The organism is Paenibacillus sp. P4_A7 (assembly GCF_056402455.1).
In genome coordinates, this window is record NZ_JBFUHJ010000470.1 from 1 (window position 1) to 4,248 (window position 4,248).

A 4,248-nucleotide genomic window follows, 5' to 3' on the forward strand; every position below is an offset into this window, starting at 1 on the left:
ACTTTATATCCATGCGGTAGCATTGTCTATTGCGTGGACACGTCTGCTGACTTATGCGCACATAAGCCTACTTTACTGGTCACTGAATCTGAGATTAATCTTCCTCAGAATTGGGAATTTAAGAGGGCTCACAAAAATAGTGTAACTCTGGATTATTGCCGTTATTCCGTTAATCAAGGCGAATGGAGCGATGAAGTCTCTGTTTGGAAAATAAGAGAGAAAATGTGGATTGATGCTGGACTGGGCGAATATAATGGTGTTCAGCCGTGGGTGACTGAACAAAACGGTATTAAAGAAACAGAGAGCAGTAACTTAAAGCTGAGATTCGAGATTAAATCCGAATGCACAAGTAAAGCCATTCAAATTGTTATTGAGCAAGCCTACAATTGGACGATTAATGTGAATGGCCAATACGTAAGCACGGATACAGAAGATTACTATTGGGATAAGCAGTTTGGTCTGATTGACATTGCACAATATGTTATACATGGCAGCAATATAATAGAGCTTGAATGTAATTGTCGGTATGGGATTGAAATTGAAGATATTTATGTTGTTGGAGAGTTTGGCGTTCGGCCAGTAGGGAACAAGGAATACGTACTGACAGATGAACCCAAGGAGCTTGTAAATGGAAGCTGGGTGAAGCAAGGTTACCCCTTCTACGCAGGCAATATAGTCTACCGAAGCTTCGTCGAGCTTAATAAGTCATTTAATCGCAGATTTTTCTTGCAATTGAACAATCCAAAAGGGACATTATTCAAGCTGAAAGTGAACCAAAATCAGGCAATCTATATAATTTCCCAACCATGGGAAGCGGATATTACACAATACTGCGTAGAGGGTACGAATCTTGTGGAGATCGAAGTCGTCGGCTCTCTCAGGAATACCTTCGGTCCACTGCACCACAAGGATTTTAATCCTACATGGTGTGGTCCTGAAGCTTTTACAGAGGAGAATATCTGGGTTGACCATTATCAGCTTGAGGATTACGGTCTGATCGATGGAGCCTCTATTCTAGTGAAAACAGAGCAAGTATGCTAGTGAATTGTTATAATGTAGCGCTTAAGGTGGCTCTTCGCGCTACTGGGTCGGTTAATCTACTTGTCTAATGGCATTAATCACCTTGATCAATGAATATAGTCTGTATAAAATTGATTCTGTAACCTTTCATCCAAAAGAATATATGTATCTATTCGGATCATGGAGTGTTCAATTGTTATTGGATTCTGCTTTGAAAAACGATCCCAATCAGTCCTATGACATCTATATCTCTACGAAAGTTCAAGGTCCTCCCTATGGTGGAGCTGCTGGAATATGTAAAGGCATATGATTTGCTAGATAACGAGTCTGAAGCAAGTCTAGTTGTGAATATTACAACACATGATGTCGTTCTGTTACGTCTGATGGATATAAACGCAAAATAAACAAGAGAATAGAGCCCCTCATCCATTGAAGTTGAGGGGCTCTATTACAAACAATACGAGGGGCCTATCCAATCATGAGAGTGATCAAAAGAGCCATACACATCGATTTTCATACAATGCCGAATATTCCGGATTTCGGTGCAAATTTTGACGCTAAGACGTTCGCTCGAACCTTAAAGGATGCGAGAGTAGAATATGTAAACGTATTTGCGAAATGTAATATCGGTTTTGCTTACTATCCAACGGATATTGGTATTATGCATCCGTACCTTAATTTTGATATGTTCGGACAAATCGTAGAGGAATGTCGCAAGGTAGATATCGGGGTGACTGCCTATTTTAATGCTGGTTTGGATCATGAGATGGCGAGAAAGCATCGAGATTGGACTGTGGTCAACAAAGAGGGTCAAGTCATCTATGGAGATCGGACTGAAAACTTTTTCCGCAATATGTGCTTTAACTCCGGCTATCGTGACTATCTGTTAGGTATGGTTCGAGAGATCGCAGAGCGCTATCCCGTCGAAGGCTTCTTTTTCGATTGCATGGCCGTCACGCCATGTTATGGCAATGAGTGCCTTGAAGGTGTGAAGGCGAGTGGCGGAGATCCATTGAACGATGAGGATGTTCGAGCTTTCACGAAGGAAATGCTCATTTCCTTCTCCCGTGAAGTGAAGGAGATTATTGGTCCAGATAAGTTCTTGTACTTAAATGGTTTATTTCCAGCGGATTCCGAGGGTTTACGCACACATATCGAGATTGAATGCTTGCCGAGTGGTTGGAGTTACGATTTCTTCCCAGCACAGGTCGCTTATGCGCGTAATTTGGGGCAGCAAGTATTTTATATGACGGGTCGGTTTAATGTTAACTGGGGGGATTTCGGCGGTTTGAAAAGCAAAGCTTCGCTGCTTAACGATTGCTGGGATGCGCTGAGCAATGGTGTGCCTACATCTATTGGTGATCATATGCATCCACGGGATGGCTTGAATTCAGCGGTTTATAAGGTCATTGGTGAAATCTACGAAGAGTTGGAGCGTTACGAGACGTGGACCGACGATGTTCGAGCAGTTGCCGATATTGGAATACTGACACTAGCTGGCGGTGAACTGGCGGATTGTCACAATGGAGCCGTTCGCATGCTAGGCGAGCTGAAGTATACGTACAACATTATTAATGAGCACCATGATTTGTCTGCGTATAAGGTCATTATATTGCCGGATAATGTGAGAATAACGCAAGTATTAAAACCAAAACTGGAAGCTTATATTGCTGCTGGTGGTGGGGTAATCAGTTCCGGTCATTCTGGCCTTAATCCAGAAGGTACAGCATTTGAACTGGCGGAATGGCAAATGACATATGAAGGGGAGGACCCTTGGAATAGCTCATATTTCCGCATGTTGGAGGACACAGGCGATGCTGTGCCGGATATGCTGTGCGGGATTTATAGCCAAGGGATTCTGCTGCAAGGTATGGAAGGCACACAGGAAATCGCAGAATACTGGCAGCCATATTTCAATCGGACGTGGGATGGCTTTCACGGTACGTTTTATACACCACCGGATCGGTATGCCGGACTGCCAGCAGTAGCGAGGTCAGGAAATATTATTCAGCTTTGCTTCCCCATCTTTGGCGCTTATATTTCTTATGCGGCAAATGTGCATAAGCATATGATAGACTACTGCCTGAAGCAGCTGCTGCCGCAGCCAGTAATGAAGTGTGAGGGTATTCCAAGCACGGCGAGAGTGACGGTAACGGCAAAAGAAAACAAGCAAATGGTGCATGTCAAATTAACACACCCAGAGCCAAGAGGTAAATATAACGTTATAGAAGATGTTCAGACGTTAACCGACGGAGTTGTTCTACTAAAAGCTAATTCGGTAAAAGCGGTTTACAAGGCGCCAGAAAGAGAGCCTTTGGCTTATGAGCAAATGGATGATTATATTCGTATTCCATTGCCCAAGGTGGAAGGGTATGCCCTCGTTGTTATAGAAAGCTAATGAAAAGGGGCGGCACGCCCCATTATATGAATATAAGATCTTTAGCCCGGTTGTGAGAATATCGCAGCCGGGCTTTATAAGTTATTCAGTTGGCATTGACTGAAATATTTCCGATGCTCGAACGTACCTTTAACTCAGACCCGTTAGTACCTATCTCTCCTGTAATCTTTCTGCTGGATTTAGATTCATTCACGATATCCAGATTTGAATCGATACGACCTAGCTCCGTTGATAAATCCAGTTTCATATTTTCAGGAACTTCGTTCAAGAGAATCTCGATGTTTCCTAATTCCGTTGCGACATCAATATCATTGTTCATTTGATTCGCGTTTATTTTTATCGGTCCGACTTCGTTCTTAATTTTGGTTTTTCCAGCTTCAATATCCTGCATTATAATTTGGCCGACACTATTCGTAACCTCAAGCTCATCGGTTGCTATTTTGCTGTAACTAATGGTGCCTACATCGCTTTTAAGCGATATTTCTTTATAATCTTGAGTAGGCAGCTTAAGAATCAAGTTCAGAACGTCAAGGTTTACCTTCTGTTTCCCCTTGATTTCAATATCGAGTGTATCGCTTAATTGTTTAATTTCAATATTGAAATTTTTCTCCAATTCATTCAGATCGGCATTCTTTATTTCCAAATGTATCTCTTGATCAGGCGATTCATCGACATAAATGGAGAATACATCTGTTTTTACATTTATAGTATTGAAATCAGCTTCTAATTGTTTGCCTTCATAGATATCTTTCCAGTTGCTTTTATTGTTCTCTGTTTTCTCAGAGCATCCTACCATAATCAGACTAAGTGAAAGAAGTGTAGTATAGATG

The 4,248-nt window shown here is 42.0% G+C and carries 3 protein-coding genes; 2 read left to right on the forward strand and 1 reads right to left on the reverse strand.

Features of this window, described 5'->3' with window-relative positions; genetic code table 11:
- On the forward strand, positions 1 to 1,041 hold a 1,041-nt coding region (locus AC1DWN_RS29000; RefSeq protein WP_477562351.1), incomplete at its 5' end, for a hypothetical protein.
- A gap of 457 nt (positions 1,042 to 1,498) precedes the next feature.
- Positions 1,499 to 3,418, forward strand: a complete 1,920-nt coding sequence (locus AC1DWN_RS29005; protein ID WP_477562352.1) for a beta-galactosidase trimerization domain-containing protein — start codon at positions 1,499 to 1,501, stop codon at positions 3,416 to 3,418.
- A gap of 85 nt (positions 3,419 to 3,503) precedes the next feature.
- Here AC1DWN_RS29005 and AC1DWN_RS29010 read toward each other — a convergent pair.
- Positions 3,504 to 4,248: DUF4097 family beta strand repeat-containing protein (locus AC1DWN_RS29010; RefSeq protein WP_477562353.1), on the reverse strand; the 745-nt coding region annotated here is incomplete at its 5' end.

Bases quoted from the DNA above. Each gene is read 5' to 3' on its own strand.
- AC1DWN_RS29005 (WP_477562352.1), top strand. From the start codon at position 1,499: ATGAGAGTGATCAAAAGAGCCATACACATCGATTTTCATACAATGCCG.